The sequence below is a fragment of the Cellulomonas shaoxiangyii genome, from assembly GCF_004798685.1.
GTDB classification, from domain to species: Bacteria; Actinomycetota; Actinomycetes; order Actinomycetales; family Cellulomonadaceae; genus Cellulomonas; species Cellulomonas shaoxiangyii.
Map to the genome: position 1 here is coordinate 3,892,676 of NZ_CP039291.1, position 16,691 is coordinate 3,909,366.

Genomic DNA, 16,691 nt, shown 5'->3' on the forward strand with positions numbered 1-16,691 from the left:
GGACGCGCGCCGGGACGGGCGTGCCGACGGGCGCACGCAGCACCCCGGCCCGCACGGACGGGTCGGGAACGGTACGGACGAGCAGTCGGACGGCGGAGGTGCGGACGTGGCGGAGGTCGGCCGGGGAACGGTGCTGGCGGGGCGCTACCGCGTGCTCGAAGCACTGCCGTCGGACCTCGACGGCGTGTCCGTCTGGAAGGCGATCGACCAGATCCTGGACCGGCCCGTGCGCGTGCGCGTGCTCCAGTCGGGTGACGTCGGGCCTGCCCTCGACGCCGCGCGCCGCGCCGCGCTCGTCACGGATGCCCGCCTGGTGCGGGTGCTCGACGTCGGCACGCACGAGGGCGTCGGTTACGTCGTCTCCGAGCAGATTGTCGGGGCGTCGCTCGCGCAGCTCGTCGAGCACGGTCCACTGACGGCCGACCAGGCCCGCGCCGTCGTCGGCGAGGCAGCGGCGGCCCTCGAGGTCGCCCGCCGGCGAGGCGTCCACCACCTCGCGCTGCGCCCGTCCGTCGTGCACGTCTCCGCCGACGGCCGCGTCCTCATCTCCGGCCTCGCGCTGGACGCCGCCCTGCTCGGTGTGCCGCACGGCGACGCCGGCGCCACGAGCCGCACCGACGCCGTGGACCTCGTCCGCCTGCTCTACACGGGGCTCACCGGCCGGTGGCCCGCCCACCGCGACGGGCACGCCCTGCCGACACCGGGGGTCGGCGCAGCACCGGTCCTCGACGGCGCCCCGGTCCCGCCCGCGGAGCTCGCGCCGGGCGTCCCGAACGACCTCGACACGCTGTGCGCCGTCACCCTCGGCAGCTACGAGGACGGCCCGCACGGCCCCGGTGACCTCGTGCACGAGCTCGAGCCCTGGGGTGAGATCCGCGTGGGCCGCTCGGCCGACGAGCTCGCCGACCGCACCGACGGCCGGGGGGCGCTCACCGCGGCGCCGTCCGTGCCGACCGAGGCCGAGATCGAGGCGGCGACCGCGCCCGTGCGCGTCCCGCGCCAGTCCGTGCGGACCGTCTTCGACGAGGCGCCTCCCGGGGTCGTACGCCCCGGCACGCCCCCGCCCGCCGCCCCGACCCGGGTCAGCAACCTGCCCAGGTCCGCGTCGCGCGTGGATCGTACGAGCGCGCTGCCGGCGGCCGGCGCCGCCGCGACGGCTGCCGCCGGCGCGACATCGGCTGCCGCGGCGCCGACCCTGCCCGCCAGCCTGCCTCCCCTCGAGCCCGCGGACCACGCCGGCGGGCCGCCCGCGGCCGTCTCCCCCGAGCCCTACGGCACCGAGCCCTACGGCACCGAGGACGACGCGTGGGGCAACGCGGCGTGGGGCGGCGACGACGGCGACCCGTTCCCGTTCGACCAGGACGACGAGGAGGACGGCCGCCGGCGGTTCGACCCCACGGCCGTCGTGCTCGTCGTGGTCGGGATCGTCGTCCTGATCGGGCTCGTCTTCGCCGCTCGGGCGCTGTTCACGGTCCCCGGCGGGACGGACCCGGCCGCGACGCAGGCCGAGCAGCCTGCCGCCCCCGCGGAGACTGAGGCGCCACCGGCGGAGAGCGCGGCCCCGCCGCCCCCCGCGGAGCCGCCGGCCGCCGGTCCACCCGTCGTCATCGGCATCCGCTCGCTCGACGCGTCCGACGCGGACGGCGAGCACGAGGAGGCCGTCACCAGGGCGATCGACGGCGACCCGGGGACGTACTGGTTCTCGCAGACCTACAACCGCCCCGACTTCGCCGGGCTCAAGGACGGCGTGGGGCTCGAGGTGCGGCTGGCGGCGCCCGCGGCCGTCAGCGCCGTCACGCTGGCCGTCAACGGGTCCGGCGGGAACGTGGAGGTCCGCGCGACCAGCGGCGACGCGCCGACGCAGGGCGACGTCCTGGCGTCCGCCCCGATGGGCGCGCAGACGGCGTTGACGTTCGCGGCGCCCGTCGAGACCGACGTCCTCACCGTCTGGTTCACGGAGCTCCCGACCATGCCCGACGGCCGCTTCCGCATCGAGCTCACCGACCTGACGCTCGGCTGAGCCACCCCCCCACGTGGTCGCCGAACCGGGGCGCGGACCGGCCCGCGCGCGGGAACAGATGGGCCCTACCATCGGTTTGACCGGGCAGACCACGCCGCCACCGCGGCGAGTCGCCCACGCGACGCAGCCGATCGACACAGTGAGGCACATGTGACCGCTCAGAACCCCGCCCCGCAGCCCGGCGCGACCACGCCCGACGACGTCCACGACGTCGTCGTCGTGGGCTCCGGCCCCGCGGGGTACACCGCCGCCATCTACGCCGCTCGGGCCGGCCTCGCACCGGTCGTGGTCGCCGGTTCGGTGACCGCCGGCGGCGCACTGATGAACACCACCGAGGTCGAGAACTTCCCCGGGTTCCCCGACGGCGTCCAGGGCCCCGAGCTCATGGACAGCATGCAGAAGCAGGCCGAGAAGTTCGGCGCGACCGTCCTGTGGGACGACGCGACGGAGCTCGACCTGACGGGCCAGGTCAAGATCGTCACGACGGGCAGCGGCGAGGTCTACCGCGCGCGCACCGTCATCCTGTCCACCGGCTCGGCGTACCGAGAGCTGGGCCTGCCGGACGAGAAGCGCCTGTCCGGGCGCGGCGTGTCGTGGTGCGCCACCTGCGACGGGTTCTTCTTCCGGGACCAGCCGATCGTCGTCGTCGGCGGCGGCGACTCCGCGGTCGAGGAGGCGACGTTCCTCACCCGCTTCGGGTCCAAGGTGACGATGGTCCACCGGCGCGGCGAGCTGCGGGCGTCGAAGATCATGGCCGACCGGGCCTTCTCGAACCCGAAGATCGAGTTCGCGTGGAACTCCGAGGTGGTCGGGATCCAGGGTGAGCAGAAGGTGACCGGCGTCGTCCTGCGCGACACGCAGACCGGCGAGACGCGCGAGCTCGAGGCGGGCGGCCTGTTCGTCGCCATCGGCCACGTGCCGCGCTCCGACCTGCTCGTCGGTCAGGTGGAGCTCGACGAGAACGGCTACGTGCAGGTCGCCGGGCGTACCACCGCGACCAACCTGCCCGGCGTCTTCGCGTGCGGCGACGTCGTCGACCACACGTACCGCCAGGCCATCACCGCCGCCGGCTCCGGCTGCTCCGCGGCGCTCGACGCCCAGCACTACCTCGCCGGCCTCGCGTACACCTCCGACGTCGAGGACCCGATCGTGCCGTCCGACGCGTCGGCTCCCGTGCCGGAGGTGCAGGGATGAGCACCATCGACGTCACCGATGACACCTTCGAGGCGGAGGTCCTGCGCAGCGACGTCCCCGTCGTCGTCGACTTCTGGGCACCGTGGTGCGGACCCTGCCGCATGGTCTCCCCCGTCCTCGAGGAGCTGTCGAACGACTACGCCGGGCGTGTGAAGGTCGTCAAGGTCAACACCGAGGAGAACCCGCGGCTCAGCCGCGACTACCAGGTGCAGTCGATCCCGTTCATCGCGTTCTTCGCCGGTGGCGAGCTCGAGAAGTCGCTCGTCGGCGCCAAGCCGAAGGCGATCCTCAAGGAAGCGGTCGAGGAGGTCCTGCACCTGCAGGGCTGACAGCGCTCGAGGCGCCCGACCACGGCGGGCTGCACCCGGCGGGTCCGCGCTCGGTGTGCGATGCCAGCGCGGCGGGTTTCGGCTTCGGCGACGGCTCGGGTCGGCCGACGAGTTGGGCTTCGCGTCGGTTCGGCTTCGCCCGCGGCTTCGCTTCGCCAGCGGTCCGCTGGGCCGTCCGTTCGGCTCGCCCGTCCGCCCGCTCCCCGTCCGGCTCAGCCTTCCGCTCGATCGCGGGCCGGCTCGGCATCGCCCCGACCCCGCGTCGCCGACTCCGCACCCGCACGCGGGCTCCCCTCCTCCAGGGTCGGGCGCGCTCGACGTCGGTGCGCGCGACCCGCGCCGCCGAGATCCGGCGGATGCGGTGCTGGCGCCGACGCCTGGCTGGGCGTCCTCCCCCGGGCCGCCGCGCAGCGTCGCAGTGAACGGCCGGCCCGAACCATGGGCAACGCGGGCTGGCGACCACTACGCCGCCTCAGCGCGCAGGACGTGGTGTCGAGCGTCTGTCCGCAGTCCCGCCGGGATCCAGCAGAACGCTTCTGGGCGAACTCTTGCTCACCCCGCATGAACTTTACGCGTACAGAGTTTGTCCCAGACCGCCTGAGAGCGTCACAGGATGCCCTGATGGGCCGCGCCGGCACTGCACCGACGGACACGGCAGGACGCACTTTACGCGTACAGAGTCGGCCCCAGACGGGCTGAGGGCCTACACGTCGCCCCGTCGGCCGCGTCGGTAGTGCACCGCCGAGCACCGCGAGGGACCCCTCGTACTGTCCGGCGTGCCGGCGCCGGCCTGCATCAGCGCCGCAGCAGGCCCGGGTCGTCCGGTGCCAGCGACGACAGGATGCGGTTGAGGTCCTGGACGGAGGCGAACTCCACGGTCAGCTTGCCCCGCGTCTTGCCCAGGTCGACCTTGACGCGGGTCTCGAACCGGTCCGACAGCCGCGACGCCAGGTCGTCCAGCGCCTCGTTCCGCACCCCGGCCCGCGGGCGCGGCCGGCGGGTGGGCGCGGCCTCGTCGCCACCGAGCGCGACGATCTCCTCGACCGCCCGGACGGAGAGCCCTTCGGAGACGATCCGCTGTGCGAGGCGCTCAATGGCGGCACCGTCCGCCAGGCCGAGAAGAGCGCGGGCGTGCCCGGCGGAGATCACGCCCGCCGCCAGCCTCCGCTGCACGAGCGGCGGCAGCCGCAGGAGGCGCAGGGTGTTGGAGATCTGCGGTCGCGAGCGGTGGATCCGCGTGGCCAGCTCCTCGTGCGTACAACCGAAGTCGTCGAGGAGCTGCTGGTACGCGGCCGCCTCCTCGAGCGGGTTGAGCTGTGCTCGGTGCAGGTTCTCGAGCAGGGCGTCGCGGAGGAGGTCGCTGTCGTCCGTGTCGCGGACGATCGCCGGGATCGTCGCGAGCCCTGCCTCCTGGGTCGCGCGCCAGCGCCGCTCCCCCATGATGAGCTCGAAGGCGTCGCCGACCTGCCGCACCACCACGGGCTGCAGGACGCCGACCTCCTGGATCGACCCCACGAGCTCGGCGAGGGCATCCTCGTCGAACACCGAACGCGGCTGGCGGGGGTTGGGCCGGATGGCGTCGACCGGCAGCTCGGCGAACCGTGCTCCGGGGACCGGGACGAGACCGTCGTCCGCACCGGTACGGGCGTCCGGCGAGGTGGTCGCGGCGTCCGGCGCTCCGGAGCCCGCCGACGCACCGTCACCCTCCGCGGCAGCCGGCCCGGGGACCGCGTCGCCGTCGCCGTTCGCGACGGCGGCGCTGGTGGGGGTGCCGTCCGTCCCGGACGCGTCCGGGCGCGTGGCGCCCGCATCCGCGTCCGCTACCTGCGGCGACGTACCCGCTGCGGCATCGTCGGCGGCCGCGGCGTTCTTACGCGTGTCCGGGAAGAACACGTCGACGGGACGCTCTGCCGTCGATCGCGGCTGGTCGAGCCCCGTCGGGATGAGGGCGCCGAGTCCACGCCCAAGGCCGCGCCGCTTCTCGCTCACTGGTCCTCCTGTACGGGTGCCTGCGCCGCGGGCGTACCGCTCGCCGGCGTCGTGCTGGTGGCGGCGGACGTGTCGGTCACGGCACGCTCCGCCAGCTCGCGGGCGGCCTCGAGGTACGCCAACGCACCCGAGGAGCCGCCGTCGTACGTCATGACGGTCTGCCCGTAGCTCGGCGCCTCGGAGATCCGGACCGACCGGGGCACCGTGGTGCGCAGCGTGCGCTCCGGGAAGTGGGTGCGGACCTCCTCCGCGACCTGCTGCGCAAGGTTCGTCCGCGCGTCGTACATGGTCAGCAGGATGGTGGAGACGCGGAGCGTCGGGTTCAGGTGGGCCTGAATCAGGTCGATCGTCTTCAGCAGCTGCGAGAGGCCCTCCAGCGCGTAGTACTCGCACTGGATGGGGATCAGCACCTCGCGCGCCACGACGAACGCGTTGATCGTGAGCAGCCCCAGGCTCGGCGGGCAGTCGACGAGGACGTAGTCGATCCGCTCCATGCCCTGGTCGATCCGCCACTGCAGGTACTGGTCGAGGGCCGTGCGCAGCCGCGTCTCACGCGCGACCATCGAGACCAGCTCGATCTCCGCGCCCGAGAGGTCGATGGTGGCGGGCAGGCACCACAGCCCCGGCACGTCCGGGCTCTCCTGCACGGCCTCGTGCATGGGAGCGCCGTCGACCAGGACCTCGTAGATCGACGGGGTGCCGGCGCGGTGGTCGATCCCGAGTGCGGTCGACGCGTTGCCCTGCGGGTCGTTGTCGAGGACGAGCACCTTGAGCCCCGCCTGTGCGAGCGCCGCGGCGAGGTTCACCGTGGTGGTGGTCTTGCCGACGCCACCCTTCTGGTTCGCGACGGTGATCACGCGGGTGCGCGGAGGCGCGGGGAACTTGCGGCCGCGCAGCTCGATGCGACGGCGGGCGTCCAGCTGCAGCTCCGCCATGAGCGGGGTGTCGACGGACGGACGAGGGAGGCTCTCCACGAGCGCAGCTCGACGGACCTCGTCGGCGTCGTTGCCCGCTGCTGCGTCGACCGGTGCGTCCGCCGTCGCAGCCGCCCGCTCCCCTACCGTGCCCGTCACGGCACTCTCCTCCCGGTCGTCATGGCTGTCGCCACCCCGGGTCTGTTGGTGCACGTCCGACGGACCGCCGGTGGACGGCTCCGTCGTCCCCCGCGCGGGCAACGCCCTGTGACCGGAGGCGTCGTCGCTGGTGCCCTCGACCGCGTCGCGCCCGCCGCTCACGCCAGATGTGGTCGACGGTCCAGTCTCCCACGAGTACACCGGGCCCATGTCGGCGACGGACAGAGGCTGGGGACGGGCCGGTCGTCGACTGCGCGCGCCCGGAGCCTCGCCTTCGACGGCGCCTCCGGCGTCAGTCGGGGTGGGCGCCTGCTCCGATGCCGCTCCCGGGCCGCGCAGCGCCCCTGTTCCACGTGAAACGGCGCCGTCGCCGGCGTCCTTCGCCGACATCGCGTCGGTGTCTGCGGCGATCGTCGCGCCCGTGATCGGGTCAAGGTCATCGGCGCCCTCGTCCGTTACTTCGCGGGCGCGGGCTGTTTCACGTGGAACGGTGATCTCCTCAGTGCTGATATGGGGTGCTGCCGGTGCGCTCGCCGCGGGTGCGCGGCGCGCCGCGACGAGTGCGGCCTCGTGCGCCGCCGTCTGCTCCTGCACCGCTGTGATGTCCGCCGCCGCGACCCGCACCAGCGGGGCCCGGCGTTCCGTGACGCCGGGCGGCGCAGCGCCGACACCGGGTGCCGCGCCAGCGAGGGCCGCGCTGGGCGGCGCAGGAGTGTCGACCTCGCGGTCGCTCACCAGCGGCGCCGTCCCGGTCGACGCGAGCCCCTCGGGGGCGCGTTCGGCGCCACCCGGTGCGTGGACGGCCCCGGCGTGCGCTACATCGCCGTCACGGAGTCCGGCCGTCGGTCCCCATGCGCTTGTTTCACGTGGAACGCGGTCGCCACCCCGGACGTCGGTGGACGCCACCGCCACGCCCACGTTCGCGCGGGTATCGGCCGGCGCATCGGCGTCCGGCGCCGCACCGCCGTGGGTGCGGACGTCCTCACCGCTCCCTTGAACCGCGCGCGACGCCTCGTCGGTGTGGTCTTTGCCGGTCCCGCCGTCCGTGCCGGTCCCGCCGTCCGTGCCGGTCCCGCCGTCCGTGCCGGTCCCGCCGTCCGTGCCGGTCCCGCCGTCCGTGCCGGTCCCGCCGTCCGTGCCGGTCCCGCCGTCCGTGCCCCCGGAGGTGGCCTCGTCGGGCGGCGTGGACGACGCGCTCGCCGGTCGCCAGCTGGTGCCCTCCGGCGACCCGGCCTGCTCGCTGTGCCCGTCGTGCGGCGCCGTGAGGGCTGGACCGGCGGTCTGCGCGGCCTCGAGCGCTGCCAGCGCCCGTGCCTTCTCCTCGCGCCGCTTCTTCCTACCGAACACCGCCACCACTCCCTCCGCGTACCGCCGTGACGACGTAGGTGGGCTCGAGGCCCGCCAGGGTTGGCGCCTCGTGGACGGCGCCGTCGGTGAGACGCAGCCTGCGCATGACCGCTGCCGCCGACGCGAGCTCATCGCGCGCTCGCGATCCCTTCAGTGCGACGACCAGACCGCCGGGACGCACCAGGGGCACCGTCAGACGAAAGAGCTTGTCGAGTGCGGCTACCGCACGGGCGGTGACTGCGTCGGCCTCGATCGCGCCGTCCAGCTCCTGCGCTCGGGCGCGCCGGACGGTCACGTTGGTGAGGCCGGTCTCGGCGACGACGTCCTCGAGCCACGCCGTGCGCCGCTCCATCGGTTCGACGAGAACCACGTCCGCCGCCGGGCGCATCGCCGCCGCGACGATGCCCGGCAGGCCCGCACCCGACCCCACGTCCACGATCACGCCGGCGTCGGGAAGGAAGGGCACCACTGCGGCAGAGTTCAGAAGGTGCCGCTCCCACAGCCTCGCGACCTCGCGAGGGCCGATGAGGCCACGGAGCTCGCCCTGCTCGACGAGCATGCGGTGGAACCGCTCAACCTGGGGCCACGCTTCGCCGAAGAAGACCTGGAGCCGGGGATCGCCCTCGAGTGGATCAGAGGAGCCGTCGTCGGCTGTGGCTGGTGCGCGACCGGTCTCGTCCACCACTCGCGTCCCCCGCTTCGACGTCGGGCCGCGGTGCGGCGCTCACTGACGGTGTCGACCCGTCACCCGGACCGCGGCCCCTACGGTACTAGCCGCCTCAGCCGACGAGGGGTGCACGCGCCGACCGGGCGGGCTCTGGCGTCACCCCCGGACGCCATCACCGGTCGCGCCGTCCCACCCGTCCACGTACTCCGACCGGCGAGTCGCGCCCGACCCGCGGGAACCCCCGCCTCGCTGTGCAACCCGCCGCTGGATCCAGGGGCGTCGAGCAACGGCACGGGAGCAGCCGAAAGGGAGTCGCACGTCACTTGCTACGCGCGGCGCGGGGAGTCCTGCCTCACTACTTCTTCCGCCGGGGAAGGGCGGCAGCCGGGCCGCCCAGGCAGAGGCTGACCGCCACCCGCACGCGGACAGCACTCTGCACGCTGCTCTCGAGCACTCTCTGCGCGGTGCGCGCTCAAGTGGCACTGGTTCTCACGCTAGTTCGCGGTCGGTATGGATCGCACTTCCCCAATGCGGACGACGGGCTGGACCCGACCTCCTCACGCCGCCGACGACGCACCGCTGGCTGCCTGTACCGGAAGCCGCCTGCCGCCGCCTCCCGCGTTTCACGTGGAACATCACCACTGCGCCGGCCTAGGAGGCCGGACGGCCAAAAGGCGGTCAGTTAGGGCGCGTCTGCTGAGTGTGTAGGCGATCAGACGCAGGGCGGCATCGCGGCGGTGAGTGCGTCGTGCATGGTCGGCAGATGGTGAACCGGCTCTCCTTCGCGACCGGAGAGTCCTCCGCCCACGGTCTCTACTTCCGGGAGCCCATCGTCGATGGCCGACCGCTGCGTCAGATCCCTGACGGGGCTACTCCCCCGCGGAACGGGGGTCCTCGACAACGTTCCGGTGCTGGTGCACAACTGGCCGATCGGGATGACCGACGACGTCCTCGTCCTTCTGGGACGGCGCCCGCCAGAGCTGGCGAGCGGGTCCCGATCTTCGTCTGCGACGCGTGCGGCGACCTGGGGTGCGGGGCGATCACCGCAGCGGTCGAGTGGACCGCCGACACGGTGGTCTGGCGCCACTTCGGTCGGGACGTGAACTACGAGACCGACGAAGATGAGGAAGACGACACCGTGTTCGCGGGTCCCCTGATCTTCGACCGAGCGCAGTACGAGACGGAACTGCAACGCTTCATCGCCACGTTCCACGACGTCCGCGCGTCGCTGCCGGCTCCTACGCTCCCTTCACCACGAGATGACCAGCGGCGCAGGCACCTGCGCGACTAGTGGCCGTACACCTGAGGACGTGTCTGCCTTTGGTGTGCGGAGCCAGGACAGCGTTGCGGCAAGGACGGCGCCCCCCGCGGTACGTCAGGGCGAGCTTGTCGTATCGCGTGGCCAGCCCGCGCCAGTGCTTGAGGGCGATGAAGGACCGCTCGACGACGTTGCGACCCTTGTAGGCGACCGCGTTGTGGATGACGGGTCGGCCGCCACGCGAGCCACGTCCCTGCGGTGCCCTTGCTGGTCACGTGGCTCTGGGATGACCGCGCGGATCCCGCGGCGGCCCAGCTCGAAGCGGATCGCGCGCGAGGAGAACGCCTCGTCGGCCAGCCTCGCGTCCGGGCGGGTGCGCGGGTGTCCCGTGTCCCGGCACGGAAACCCGAATCGCGTCCAGCACCGGCCGACACATCGGCGCCTCCCCGCCTTGCCCCGGTCCGACCCGGACGGCCAACAGCCTGCCTCGGCCGTCCACGGCGTGGTGGATCTTCGTCGACAGCCCGCCCGGATCGACCGATGCCGTGATCAGCCCGCTCCGCTAGCTGATTCCTGTGCTTCGCGCGCGCCCTCGCGGTGCGCGGCAGGGTCGCAGCCGTGCTGATGGGTCCGGTTGATCGTGTAGTCGAGCGACATCGCCCAGTCGATCTCGACGGCAGCATCGGCCTGGGCGACCGGTCGGGTCAGGACGTCATCGCAGGTCCCGTCCTTCGAGAACCGGGCGTGAGGGTTCCGGGCCGTCTGCCACGGCCCGATCTCCGCCGGTAGAACCCTCCAGGCGACCTCGGTTCGATACCCGGTGAACGAAGCGCTCCACCACCTGCGGGCGATCGCGGAAGAGTATCCCCGCCCGCTACAGCGAAGGCTGGGATGCACGCCCTAGTCGCTTCTACTCGCCGCCCCGCGCGGACAACAGCCGTGCGCCACCAGCCCGGCAGGTACCCCTCGCCCCCGGCCAGTCCTGAAGGCTCGGGTCCCGCACGAAGCCGGAGCTCGCGCACCAGGGCCGCCTGCCGATGCCCGTCCCCCCCACAACGCACACCCCGCCGGCCCGTCCCCCCGTTTCACGTGGAACCGAGGGAGGACGTCCATCCCACGGCCGCGTGGTGCGCCCTCAGGTCTCTTACCGCCAGGCGCCGCCGGGCTCCCGCGCCCCTGGGCTCCCGCTCAATCCAACGCCGCGGAGGCGCACCCGCGGGCGCTCACGGAGGGTCAGAGGGGCCTAAGCCGGCGGGCCAGATACCCGCCCTCCAGGCCCTCCCCCCGCACACCGACAAGACGGTTCCGGTCCCCGGCCGCGCTGGCGTTGCCAGCACTCTGGCCCCGTCCTCGGCATGGCTGCTCGACGACGACGCTGATCCGCTCCCAGCCCGCCACCACGGCGAAGTGGTCCAGGAGCTGGACCGCCGCCGTCACACGGCCATTTCCGACCGGCTGAACCACCTCGGAGTTACTCAACGATCCCGCGCCCCGTGCGCGGACCGCCCTGGAGGTGCCCTTCGAAGCGCGGGCACGCACGCCCGTGCATGCAGACGGTGCGACCGCACTGACACAGTGAGCCACCCGAGGACCACGGCCAGCGACACCACCCCGTTTCTCACCGCCGGTCGAGGTCGCGAGCGGCGGCGTGGAGCCGGCGCGTGCGGCGGCAGAAGATGGGGCGGCGACGGCGCCCCCTCCTGCCGGTCCCGGTGGCAACCCCCTCCGTGGCCCGCCGGCACCGTCTCGCGACTATTCGTCTCGGGTCTACCCCGGCCGCGGGGCACGATCGACCGCGCGGCCACCGCGGCGTGCGGCCACGTCGCCCCCGTCGTGTTGCCCTTCGGCCCATGCCTATCACCTGTCGCCCATCACCCCGTCGCCGGTCGTCCGCCGTCCGTCGCTCGTCGCGCGCTCCGCTGGCGGGACGCGAGGCCGACACCCCGCCTCCCGCTGCCGCGACTCGCCCGCCCCTGTACGCGCAGCGGCCGCCGCCAGGCCGCCCTGTCCCCACGGCGCCAAGCAGGCGGAGGATCCGGCATCAGCGCGGCGGGTCTCCGCTATTCCGAGCCAACAGGTGTCGATGACGCCCGCGACGTTCCCTCGCCAAATGACCTCGGTGCATGGCACGGCACCCGTGTGTGCCCAGTCCGCGGGCCGGGAGATCCGCGCACCGCACGTCCCCGATCGCGACGAGACGCGCCCACGATCGCCGGGGAGCGGCCGGTCGGACCCGACGGATGGCTCGGCCCCACGCGCCGCGATCACGCATGGCACATGCCGATATCCGAGGTGGCCCGGCGCGCCATCTCGTGGCGTCCGTGCGCGCTCCTCGCAGGACCATGGGCTCGGGTACCCGTTCACGTCCCGTCGGTGCGACTCCCCCGCGGCCGGCCCAGAGAGGCGCCGAGACGCCCTGACCGCGCCGAGGCTCGATCACGATGTGCAGTCTGTCGGCGCCACGCGTCGTCACCAGGGCACGCGTTCCACGTGAAACGGCGTTGAGTGAGCCGCTACCCATGGGGGGCCGCTGCACAGGACTGCTGCACCGGACGCTGCCAACCGGCCACCGAGCCGTGCGACGTGAAACGCCGCTGAATGGGCCGCCACCGACGGGCGGGCGGCTGCACGGAGCGGACGCACCGGACGCGGCCATCCGGCCACGGAGCCGTTCCACGTGAAACGCGCTGAATGAGCCGCTACCTCATGGATGGGCGGCTGCACGGGACTGATGCACTGGACCCGGGCGTCCGGCCACGGAGCCGTTCCACGTGAAACGCCTCTGAATGAGCCGCTATCCATGGATGGGCGGCTGCACGGAGCGGACACACCGGACGCGGCCGTCCGGCACGAAGCCGTTCCACGTGAAACCGGACCGAGCCCGCCGGCCCAGCCAGCCGGCACCGCCCGGGAGGGCGCGGCACGCTCGCGCACCGTGCAGGGGACAGTGCTGCTCGTCCCGAACACGCCGACCGCGGTGCGGCGCACGGCGACACGGATTCCCGGCCCAGGGGGCCGCAAGCTCCGCCGCCAGTCACCGCCTCACGCGTCGGGAACCGGCGTACCCGACACCCCCATCGAGGGCCGCACAAGAGCCGCAATCGTGGGCGTACGGTCGCTCGTCGCCGGGCAACGGGCCCGCGGCGGGGAGGAGCGCTAGCGTCGAGGCGTGAGCACCTCAGCGGCCGAGCCTCGCGCGCGCGACTTCTGGCTCGTGCGTCTCCTGGACCAGGCGATCCGGGACGACCTGGGGCTGCGCACGGCCCATCGCGTCCGCGCCGCCCTGATCCTGCTGTCACTGCTGCTGCTCCTGGCGGTCGCGGTGCCGTTGCTGCTCACGACGGCCGGCACGAGGGACGCGGCGCTCGCGCTCGGTGTCGTGTTCGTCATCGTCCTCGGCGCCGGAGGCCTCGTGTGCCGCGGTGTCGGTGAGCACAAGCAGAGCTCGGTGTGGAAGTCGAGCGGCTACTTCATCGGGGCTGCCGCCTACGGCGCGACCGCGACCGTGTCCCTGGTCAACGGCGTGCACAGGCTGCTTGCCGGGTAGCCGCACCCGCCACGAGCCGCGGGCGTCCGTCCTCCCGGTCGCCCGAGAGGACCGCCCACAGTTCCCCGCGGCAGGCCTAAACACGTAACCCGCCTGCACCGTCCACGCACGCGAACCCCGTCGACCGCCGGTCACCGATGCGCGAGGCCCGGGCGACGCGCACGCCCCCGCCACCGCCGCAGACCGCCCGCTCCTCCCCCTCGCCCGGGCACCCCCGAGGCCGGCCGGACCACCCCGTCCCGGGAACGACTGAGGGCGGGTGACCGGACCACCGGTCACCCGCCCTCCGCACCGCACTGCAGGTCAGGCGGGGCGCACCACCACGCGGCGCTGCGGCTCGACACCCTCGGAGTCGCTCACGAGCCCGGCCTCTGCCACGGCGTCGTGGACGACCTTCCGCTCGAACGGGTTCATCGGGTCCAGCCGGACCGCCTCCCCCGACGCCGTGACCTGGTCGATCGCACCCTGCGCCACCGCCACCAGCTCGGCACGCCGTGCGGCACGGTGGCCCGCCACGTCGAGCATGAGCCGGCTGCGCTCCCCGGTGCGCGTCTGCACGGCCAGGCGGGTCAGCTCCTGCAGCGCGTCGAGGACCTCCCCCTCTGGGCCGATGAGGCGGCGGAGCGAGGCGTCGGTGGCGTCCTCCGCGACGATCTCGACGGCTGCACGTCCGTGGTCCACGTCGATCTCGATGTCGCCGTCCAGGTCCGTGATGTCGAGCAGCTCCTCGAGGTAGTCGGCGGCGATCTCGCCCTCCTCCTCGAGGCGTCGCACGACGTCCACGTCGACGGTCGTCTCCGGCTCGGTGCTCATGTCTCCTCCGATCACACGCCGCGTGCTCGCGGCCACGTCCGTGGTGCTGCCGTCAGGAGGCGTCGGAGCCGTCGGTGGCCCCGCTGCCCGAGCTGCTGCCGGGAGCGCGCGTCGCGCCGCCGGGCCGTGCGCCGCCGCCCTTGCTGCCCTTGGGACGCGCCTTGCCGGGAGCCGCGCCCGTGCCCGCCCCCTTGCCGCCCGCGGGGCGGGTGCTCCCGCCCGGAGCCGGGTCCGTGACGTCCCGGGTCGGGGCGTCGGGGGCCGTGGGAGTCGCTGCCGTGGTCGGGGCCGCGGGTGCACCGCCGACCGGCTTGCTCTTGGCGCGGTCCTTGCGCTTGGGCTGCTGACGCTGACCGGTGCGGGGCTTCTCCTCGATGACCCCGACGGGCCCCCCGCGGTCCTCCTCGATCGACGCACCCCTGCGCGCCGCCTTGCGGGCCTTGCGCTCCTTCAGGGCGGCCTCGGCCTGCGACCCGGGCGCCGGCATCCGGCGGATCGTGTAGAACTGCTGGCCCATCGACCACAGGTTGGTCGTGGTCCAGTAGAGCAGCACGCCGATCGGGAAGTTCACGCCGGAGAAGGCGAAGACGAGCGGCAGCACGTAGAGCAGGATCTTCTGCTGCTGCGCCATGGGCCCCTGCAGCGCGGCCGGCGGCATGTTCTTCATCGTGAGCTGGCGCTGGGTCGTGAACGTCGTGACCGACATCGCGACGATCAGCAGCACCGTCACGATCATGATGTTGACGTTGCCGTCCGCCTGCATGAACGTGCCGGACAGCGGGGCGCCCCAGATCGTCGCGGCCTCCGCCTGCCCGGCGAGCTCGCGCGTCATCGGCCCGATCGAGTCGGCCCGCGGGTACTCCCCCTGCGCGAGCCGAGGCAGCTCGTACAGCACGCGGAACAGCGCGAAGAAGATCGGCGACTGCAGCAGCAGCGGGAGGCACGAGGCGAACGGGTTCGTCCCGTGCCGTCGGTACAGCTCCATCATCTCGCGGCTCTGCGCCTCACGGGACGCGGGGTCGGTGCGCCCCTTGTACTTCTTCTGCAGCGCCTGCATCTCCGGCTGGACCAGCTGCATCCCGCGGGACGCCTTGATCTGCTTGAAGAAGAGCGGGATCAGCAGGATCCGGATCACGATCACGAGGCCGACGATGGACAGCGCCCAGGCGGCACCGCTCGCAGGGTCGAGCCCGACCGCGGTCAGCAGGTCGTGGAACTGGACCATGATCCAGGCCACCGCGACCATGATCGGGAAGAGCAGGCCGTCCATCCAGTCCATCGGTCAGGGCTCCTCGAGAGCTCAGTGCGCGGTCGCTGCCGCGTCGAGAGGGTGGTGCGCATCGCGCACGGGGGGAACGTCGTCGACGCCACCCGGGTTCCACGGGTGGCACCGCAGCAGCCGGCGCGCGGCGAGCCACGAGCCGCGCAGAGCCCCGTGGCGCCGTACGGCGAGCACGGCGTACTGCGAGCACGACGGGTAGAAGCGGCACGTCTGCGGGGTCAACGGGGACACCACGTGCTGGTAGAGCCAGAGCAGTCCGAGCAGCGCGCGTGCGGGGAGCCGCACGAGCGCCCGACCGAGGGCAGCAGGAGTCATGGGACGACCGGCCGACCAGCCGGCGCGCGACCGAGGGCGCGTCGCAGGGCGGCGTCGAGGTCCGACCCCAGTGCCGTGAACGTCGCCGACGCGGAAGCGGGCTGCGCCCGGACCACGACCCGCGCGCCGGCGGGGAGCCGGTCGAGCCGCGCTCGCACCAGCTCCCGCAGGCGCCGACGCACCACGTTGCGCACGACGGCGTTGCCGACGGCCCGAGACACGACGAGACCGACCACCGGCGGGCCGGGGTCGGTCGTGGTCGTGAGGTGCACGACGAGCGTCGGTCGCCCCCCACGCGCACCGCGACGCACCGTCTGCTGGAAGTCGGCAGAGCGGCGCATCCGGTGCGCTGCGGGGAGCACCGGCGTGCGGGTCAGGCCGAGAGCTCGTCGCGCCCCTTGCGGCGGCGCGCGGCGAGGATGGCGCGGCCGGCGCGGGTGCGCATGCGCAGGCGGAAGCCGTGCGTCTTGGCCCGGCGCCGGTTGTTCGGCTGGAAGGTGCGCTTGGTCACGACGATCTCCACGTTCTCGGGGCGGACGCGCACGGGTACGCGTCCAGGTCCAGGTGCCGGTGCTCGACCGCTCCTCAGGAGCACACGGGGAGCCGTGTGAGTGGCGTCAGGGCGCGCCGGATGGAGCCGTCAAAAGGCTGGGCCACGCTACGCTCCCCGGCCCGAGCCGGTCAAATGCGCCAGGCCCGGCATGTGCGAGCCGGAGCGGCACTCGCGCGGCCCACCCCAACGGGCTCTTCTGCGCTCCACGCCGCACGGTTAGCATCGAGGCACGTCGCTCCCCGTGCAGGCACCGCGTCCGTCCGGGTCGAGCCGCCGGTCGGGCAGCCGGCGGGCACGGGCGACG

Annotated in this window: 13 protein-coding genes and 1 pseudogene; 5 read left to right on the plus strand and 9 right to left on the minus strand. The window is 73.4% G+C overall.

The genetic code is table 11. The features are described from left to right. Positions 1-106 precede the first annotated feature (106 nt). The 3 genes from E5225_RS17280 (at position 107) to trxA (ending at position 3,543) form a co-directional block, all read left to right on the plus strand. A complete protein-coding gene (locus E5225_RS17280) occupies positions 107-2,020 on the plus strand; it encodes a protein kinase family protein (RefSeq protein ID WP_135972183.1) in 1,914 nt (637 codons plus the stop codon). A 150-nt stretch (positions 2,021-2,170) separates the two neighbouring features. Then, positions 2,171-3,214, plus strand: coding sequence for a thioredoxin-disulfide reductase (gene trxB, locus E5225_RS17285; RefSeq protein ID WP_135972184.1), 1,044 nt, complete (start codon positions 2,171-2,173; stop codon positions 3,212-3,214). Then, the gene (gene trxA / locus E5225_RS17290; RefSeq protein WP_135972185.1) at positions 3,211-3,543 is read left to right on the plus strand and encodes a thioredoxin; all 333 of its coding nucleotides are present in this window, start codon (positions 3,211-3,213) and stop codon (positions 3,541-3,543) included. Before trxB ends, trxA begins: the two co-directional genes overlap by 4 nt. Before the next feature lie 795 nt (positions 3,544-4,338). Here the strand turns inward: trxA and E5225_RS17295 are convergent. The 3 genes from E5225_RS17295 to rsmG are packed head-to-tail and all read right to left on the minus strand — an operon-like array spanning position 4,339 to position 8,634. Then, entirely contained in the window at positions 4,339-5,532 is a 1,194-nt protein-coding gene (locus E5225_RS17295) for a ParB/RepB/Spo0J family partition protein (RefSeq protein WP_135972186.1), read from the minus strand. After that, positions 5,529-7,958 carry a ParA family protein gene (locus tag E5225_RS18300; RefSeq protein ID WP_425267382.1) on the minus strand — a complete coding sequence of 810 codons (2,430 nt, stop codon included), beginning with the start codon at positions 7,956-7,958 and terminating at the stop codon, positions 5,529-5,531. Before E5225_RS18300 ends, E5225_RS17295 begins: the two co-directional genes overlap by 4 nt. Next, on the minus strand, positions 7,942-8,634 hold the full coding sequence (rsmG, locus tag E5225_RS17310; RefSeq protein WP_135972187.1) for a 16S rRNA (guanine(527)-N(7))-methyltransferase RsmG: 693 nt from the start codon (positions 8,632-8,634) through the stop codon (positions 7,942-7,944). The genes E5225_RS18300 and rsmG overlap by 17 nt, the downstream gene beginning before the upstream one ends. A gap of 1,084 nt (positions 8,635-9,718) precedes the next feature. Between rsmG and E5225_RS17315 the strand changes: the two genes are divergently transcribed. Beyond that, entirely contained in the window at positions 9,719-9,910 is a 192-nt protein-coding gene (locus tag E5225_RS17315) for a hypothetical protein (protein WP_135972188.1), read from the plus strand. Between the two features lie 40 nt (positions 9,911-9,950). Here E5225_RS17315 and E5225_RS18305 read toward each other — a convergent pair. After that, positions 9,951-10,249, minus strand: a pseudogene (locus E5225_RS18305) (IS5/IS1182 family transposase); the annotation flags it as partial. A 2,797-nt stretch (positions 10,250-13,046) separates the two neighbouring features. Between E5225_RS18305 and E5225_RS17325 the strand changes: the two are divergent. Continuing rightward, positions 13,047-13,424: a hypothetical protein gene (locus E5225_RS17325; protein WP_135972189.1), complete on the plus strand. Its 378-nt coding sequence runs from the start codon at positions 13,047-13,049 to the stop codon at positions 13,422-13,424. Between the two features lie 303 nt (positions 13,425-13,727). On the opposite strand, the gene E5225_RS17330 is transcribed toward E5225_RS17325, so the two are convergent. The 5 genes from E5225_RS17330 to rpmH are packed head-to-tail and all read right to left on the minus strand — an operon-like array spanning position 13,728 to position 16,345. Continuing rightward, entirely contained in the window at positions 13,728-14,237 is a 510-nt protein-coding gene (locus tag E5225_RS17330; RefSeq protein ID WP_135972190.1) for a Jag family protein, read from the minus strand. A 52-nt stretch (positions 14,238-14,289) separates the two neighbouring features. Continuing rightward, positions 14,290-15,516, minus strand: a complete 1,227-nt coding sequence (yidC, locus tag E5225_RS17335) for a membrane protein insertase YidC (RefSeq protein ID WP_135972191.1) — start codon at positions 15,514-15,516, stop codon at positions 14,290-14,292. Between the two features lie 21 nt (positions 15,517-15,537). Beyond that, positions 15,538-15,834, minus strand: coding sequence for a membrane protein insertion efficiency factor YidD (gene yidD / locus E5225_RS17340; RefSeq protein WP_135972192.1), 297 nt, complete (start codon positions 15,832-15,834; stop codon positions 15,538-15,540). Next, complete coding sequence (rnpA, locus tag E5225_RS17345) at positions 15,831-16,175, minus strand: ribonuclease P protein component (RefSeq protein ID WP_424945115.1); 345 nt, start codon at positions 16,173-16,175, stop codon at positions 15,831-15,833. The genes yidD and rnpA overlap by 4 nt, the downstream gene beginning before the upstream one ends. Before the next feature lie 32 nt (positions 16,176-16,207). After that, the gene (gene rpmH, locus E5225_RS17350) at positions 16,208-16,345 is read right to left on the minus strand and encodes a 50S ribosomal protein L34 (RefSeq protein ID WP_166435884.1); all 138 of its coding nucleotides are present in this window, start codon (positions 16,343-16,345) and stop codon (positions 16,208-16,210) included. Positions 16,346-16,691 lie beyond the last annotated feature (346 nt).